This window comes from Zooshikella sp. RANM57, assembly GCF_050749885.1.
Lineage (GTDB): Bacteria > Pseudomonadota > Gammaproteobacteria > Pseudomonadales > Zooshikellaceae > Zooshikella.
On record NZ_JBOIUB010000033.1, the window covers coordinates 1 to 6,015 of the forward strand.

General features: G+C 35.7%; 6 protein-coding genes. All 6 read left to right on the plus strand.

Going from position 1 to position 6,015, the window contains the following annotated elements; translation table 11 throughout:
- Nucleotides 1-211: hypothetical protein (locus ACQ96U_RS26745; RefSeq protein WP_431724342.1), on the plus strand; the 211-nt coding region annotated here is incomplete at its 5' end.
- A 177-nt stretch (nucleotides 212-388) separates the two neighbouring features.
- A complete protein-coding gene (locus ACQ96U_RS26750; RefSeq protein WP_431724343.1) occupies nucleotides 389-1,048 on the plus strand; it encodes a hypothetical protein in 660 nt (219 codons plus the stop codon).
- 568 nt (nucleotides 1,049-1,616) lie between these two features.
- Nucleotides 1,617-2,366, plus strand: a complete 750-nt coding sequence (locus ACQ96U_RS26755) for a winged helix-turn-helix domain-containing protein (protein WP_431724344.1) — start codon at nucleotides 1,617-1,619, stop codon at nucleotides 2,364-2,366.
- Nucleotides 2,359-2,832, plus strand: a complete 474-nt coding sequence (locus ACQ96U_RS26760; protein WP_431724345.1) for a hypothetical protein — start codon at nucleotides 2,359-2,361, stop codon at nucleotides 2,830-2,832. Before ACQ96U_RS26755 ends, ACQ96U_RS26760 begins: the two co-directional genes overlap by 8 nt.
- Before the next feature lie 311 nt (nucleotides 2,833-3,143).
- Nucleotides 3,144-3,749, plus strand: a complete 606-nt coding sequence (locus tag ACQ96U_RS26765; protein WP_431724346.1) for a tetratricopeptide repeat protein — start codon at nucleotides 3,144-3,146, stop codon at nucleotides 3,747-3,749.
- Nucleotides 3,750-4,089: 340 nt separating this feature from the next.
- Nucleotides 4,090-6,015, plus strand: a 1,926-nt coding sequence (locus ACQ96U_RS26770) for a DUF5336 domain-containing protein (protein ID WP_431724347.1), incomplete at its 3' end; no start/stop codon positions are given.

A 6,015-nucleotide genomic window follows, 5' to 3' on the forward strand; every position in this document is an offset into this window, starting at 1 on the left:
ACCTATCGCTATTTTTGATGGTCATACGCACCATTTTGACTATAGTAATTTAATAAATGACCCTACATGGGGGACAGTGCCTGTTTTCACTACAGAAGCAGCTTTTTATGGGGGGTATCATATTGTGACTTATGACGAAGGTAAGCTCACTGTAGTGGAAAAAGACAAAAATGGCGCTGTACTAAACACTTGGAATGTGCCAGCACAGTAAAAAATTATTTCGAAAAATCAGGTAGTTTGAAAATGGCGTAACCATATATGGTCACGCCAACGTTCCGTTTTTCCCAACTCAAGGATTTTCAACAGAGCCCTTTTTTCATACAGTTATGCAGTAAGATGAAATAAATTAGCTCGCTTGAGTACTTGACTATATTAATAGGTTGCTCCATTGAACACTAGATATTTCAATAATCTATTGATTTTAGCTTTTGTTGGGGCTGATGGCTTTACTCAAGAATTACCTGTCGTTGTAGGGCAAACATATCCCCAACTTTTTCCTAGCAACTATCAACGTGTTGTCAACGTATTAGAGGCAATTCCTTATAAAATTACGATAACCATACTACCAGATAAAAGAGCATTAGTTGCCGCGAATAGTGGTGATTATGCACTGTTATTACACCGCCAACCTTCAATTACCAAAATTTATAAAGACTTAGTTAAACTTGAGATAAAAGTTAATGAGTTAACACTTCATATGGTGACAGCGAAAGAAACGAAATACCTATGTAGTATGCCTGAAAAATCATTATATTCATTGACTGTTGTAGGTGTGATAGGTAATCAGTTTTTCGAGGATCTTGTTTACCCCAAATTTACACAGTATTTTGATGCACAAAATGCTGAGAGTGCAATCCAGATGATTGTGAGAGGGCGTGCTCAAATTAGTTATGGATTACCTCATTATATTCCAAAGCACTTACTTGAAAAAATGGTATTCTGCCCAGATCATAAATTGACACTTTCATTTTATAATTTTTTACATAAAGACTATATCTGGGCTAAAGATACACTTGAAATGGCTTACCAAAAATCCTTTAGAAAGTAATTTTTTAAAAATACTAATGCTTTGTTATTAGCGCCATATCACCACCTTCGTGATAATCATTAAGATTGGATCCTGTCCAACGATGAACCATACAGTTTGTACTAAAAGCGCCTTCTGGAAGGTCTGGATCATTGTGGTCAACATAACCCATATGGTCATAGGTGAAGTACCATTGGGGATTCTTGTACTGACTACCGCAATTTTGATTACTCTTGTTGTAGCATTTGCTGACATTAATATGCTTAATAACACCTCACTCATGCTTAAATGTTTTATTAGCGGAAGAGAAGTGGGAGCATCACTACTGACGTTAACACAGCGTTAAGCATATTCTCATCATGGAACCTCGACTATTAAATGACTGATACTATCAACTTATACAAGTCGCTTGATATGATGAAAGTGCTACAGACACTAGCGTAATACAGCAACGGTATGTATTTGTTCTTATATATTTTGCCATTCATCTGTACTACTCTGCATTTAGTATTTTTTGGAGTACAGATCATCAGTAAACATGTTAGCCTTGTAAGTGAGAAAGGCTTGTTACTAAGAGTAATCCAAACACATGCAAAGTGGACCCATCGTAAAAAATATACAGTTTAATATTAATAGAAGCATCCTCACATTTAATAATGAACAATGTTACTTAAACCATAGCGAACTAAGGGCATTAGAATATTTTTTAACGAAACCTAATCAGATAATTACTAAAGAAGAACTAAAAATCTATATATGGAAACGATCTCTCGTTACAGACTCTTCTCTCACCAAAACCATTGCTAAACTAAGGGAACATATCTCCTATTTAACGGCCGAGAATGACATTGTTGTAACTATCCCTAGGATAGGGTATAAGCTAGTATTAGATCGTATCAACATTTTATGTGTTACTGAAGTAAATCACAAGCTAGTACCTAAAAATAATATAAAACAACTCTATAAATATATTGAACGCTATAAATTTATACTAGCATCTTTGATTCTACTGGTTTTCTCAGTATTAAACTTCTACACAGCATTTCCTTCCATACCAAAAGGGTATACAAACGAATCCTATCAGCTAAAAAAGTATACGCATGAAAGTCGATCTTATTCACTCATTACTAAAAAAGAAACTCAAATAGATAACTCCCTATTAAACGAATTGATATCAATTCCCTGTAATTGTACCTATTTTATTGAGCAACGTGCGGGTACTTTTTTGATTAGCTTCTTTGACAGTAATACTCATAAGGGAAACAGTCTAATTATGCCAGAGAGTGAATTGCAGCAGGCAATAACTAAAATAAAGAAAGAGTTTCAGTCTGATGAGTAGTTTTCTATTATTGTTGGCAAGCTTAAGTATTTATGTGATTAGTGTTTTTTACAATGTATGCCACACTGATTTATCTGGAAGTTATAATTCAACAATTCATAGTTATGACCCCCAAATAGGTTACTGGAAAGAAACGTTGAGTATGACGGTTAAAAAACAGGCGATTCATTACCGCATGTTTTTCGAAAGCGATGGCATTGAAGGAATAGCGTTGTTCGATGGTGAAGGAAAGATAATAAGTCATGTAAATGATACGTATACATACAACACGACGTTAAATATTGTTCATGAAGCTAAAATAAGCTCATTACACCACTCCCAACCTTACACTAATATGCTATTTAACGCTCAGCATGATAAAGCTGGACAGTTTAAAATTATCTACTACGATGGTGAAATATTCATCAACGACTTAAGTTCCAGAACCTCTGACTATTCAATTTTTTTATTTTCAAAAAACAACTGATCAGATACTTTATACCTAATGCTTACTGGATTTATAATACAGTTTATTAAGATAAGCTTGTAAAAGTTAAGTAGGTAGACTAAGCCTCTTGTTATACTAAGGTGAGCATCCTCGCTATTCCATTATTTTCACAAATATTCACTATTTTTCCCTGTATACATATACGGTGATGTGGCAATATTATCGTTGCTACCCCTCCAAGTATTACACATCTAGTTTCTGATCAGTAAATAGGCAAAATCACATAGTTTGTTACTTGCAGCATTTTTAATATAGCGTGTATTAGCAAAAAATTTATATGGGTTGATTTTATGAAAAATAGCTGGAAAAATAAAATTTTAAAAAATGCTATCTTGGCATATGAAAATAACGAAGTTGAAAAAGCTATTCATTTTTTAAAAATTTTGGCAAATGAGAGCGTATCAACAGCTTGTCGTTTGTTAGGGCTAATTTATAGTGTACAGTCAGACACTATATATGATGAAAAGTACTGGAATACACGCTTTATAACCTCTCTAAAAAAAGAGGCTCAGGGTGGTGATATAGATGCACTTTTTAAGCTTGCTAACTTATATCAGCATGGAGACCTCGTTACACAAAATGAGAAAAAAGCACAATGCTTTTTTTTAAAAGCAGCAACGAATGGACATACTATAGCTCAGTTTCATTTAGCGATGCTCTATAAACATGGTTTCTGTAGTTTACCCATTAATGATAATGCCTATCAATACTGGTTAAAAATAGCAGCAGATAATGCTCATCCAGAAGCAATGTATTATCATGGTTTGGAGCTGATTCGCCAGAAAAGGTATAGTGAAGCAGAAGTATTTATCTATCATGCTAATCAAAAAGGCTTTTGGCTTGCTGAGGATTATATCAATAAGTTTCTTACCCCCTCGCAAATAATCCCCCACTAAATAACTACTTATAGTTATCGTGTTTGAACAGCATACTTTTCATTCATCTCAATATACAAATAAACATATAGCATTAACAATTTTTCACATATATGCACGTCTGGCTATGTCCTTCCTTTGTGGGTAAATCCAAAGAGAATCATCTCTACTGAAAGGTACAGCGTTTTCATGTTTCCTTATTTTTCCTCGAAATTCACTACTTTTCACTATTAATTCGCGAATATTAAGTTCAAACTTTTCCTTACTAAAAACCGTGATCAAATCTGTTTAAGGGCTAATTGCAGTGAATATAGTTGATTAACTCCAATAGGTCCTTCGGCATTATAGTGAGTAGGTAAACATGTTTAGAAAAACAAGAATCTCGTCTTTTATCAACGCCCCAAGTGATAATACTGATGAGAGTAGAAGACGCTTTTTAATTAATAGTTCAGTAGTATCGGCTGCCACAATGCTCCCTTTGTCCAGCCATGCCACCACTTTTATTGATCAGAATACAGATACCTCTACAGTATCCTCCAGTTTAACTCTTGAAAACTTAGTTAATATTTTACCTTATGCCTACCAGTCAAACTTTAATAATGAACGGATCAACTTGGGTAAACTAAGCGATGAAGCTCAGTATATTGCTAATCGTATGTTGACAGAAATAATGAAAATGGAAATGTATAACCGTTATAGTGTGATACATGAATTTAACGGAAAACTTGATCCAGATTGGAATATTTATAACATAAATGGGGTTTCTACAGTCCATAGCCAGTACCAATCACTTGTAACCGAACTTGCCCCCATCTACGTTTCTCAAATTCTTCAGGAAGAGTATGCGGCGACGGATGACATTAATAACTACACACCAGATGACCGTAAAGCTTTAAACTCTTGGGATATGATTAAAGCCAATGCTAAATACAATACAGCGAAATCAACCCATGACTTTAATGAATTGATGTCTCAATTGTATAATTTAGCAATTGATCATGCGGAAGAGCCATTTAGCACTTATCTTCCTGGATCAGCCTTAAAAGCGTATAAAGACAGTAATAGTAGCTACCATTGGGGCGAGCAGCTATACAATCACTATAATAGTGAAGAAACCATACAAGCAGTAATTGATGACAATAAAATCAGTGATAGCTCAGATGATAAACTTCATGTCGCTGAAAAATTTGCCAAAGTGCAAAGTATTTCTTCTAAGTTACGCTGTTTAGCCTATACCGACTCTCGCCTTAGCATAGAACAAGTTGATGACCTGGAAGGGAAATATTTTGGGGCCCTTATTTTAGGTATGGCCCAGAGCATTAAAATAGGGGCTAAAAGTGAAACGCACTCGCTTAGAAATAATCGAAAAATTCATATTGATACGATGAATGAGCTGCTTAAGCCAGAAAGTGCAACACGTGAATTTTGGCAACGTTTTATTAATGAGTATGGTGACGGCAGTGTCGAAATAGCTCACACATTGATTTTTGACCAAGCCAGCTCAGCAGACACTATGGGGGCTGTAGGTCCTAACTTTATTGCTCGCCTAAAGTCTCAATACCCTATGTTTAATGAACAAGGTCTAAGTGCAGAGAGATCGGCAATGGGCACTGTTCATGGTGAAGCTGCGCTCTTCCAGTTTTTACTTGGTATTGCACTTGGACACTTTATTTATACAACCGTTGAGGATGAAAATCCCAATGTGAATATACCTGAGCTGATATCGTTCTCTAGTGCCGTGGTTGATGCAGGAAAAGGTATTCTATATCTGGTATTAGTCACTCAAATCAAAAATTACTTTTTAGGGCAATTAGAAGGTATTGCAGACGTTGGTGGGCCTTTATCTAAAGCTGCTCGTTTTTACCTTAACTTTGCTAGAAACTATAAAGGGGTCCAACGTGCAGAAACCAAAATTATTACCCAGATTTTTATGAAGTCTAAAATTGCTTCTATTGCAGAACGGGTTTCATTGGTATTTGGTGTGGCGGCTCTTGGTGTAGCGGCGTACAGTCTTGCTGACGCCATTATTAATGGGGATATTGCAGGAATTGTCTTTGAAACGATTAACACCCTGATAGGACTAGGAGGTGTTGCTTTTGGTGTACTAGCGTTGGCGGGTATGTCTATGGCAGGTCCTATTGCCTTAGCCCTTGCTATTGTTGGTGGGATTGTAGCTATTGTGCAATGGTTATGGGAAATCTTTGGCCCCAAACATATTCCACCTTCACCGCTGCAGAATTACACAAACCAGGTTGTTAAACCAAATGGTTTTTTTTACCAGTCTACG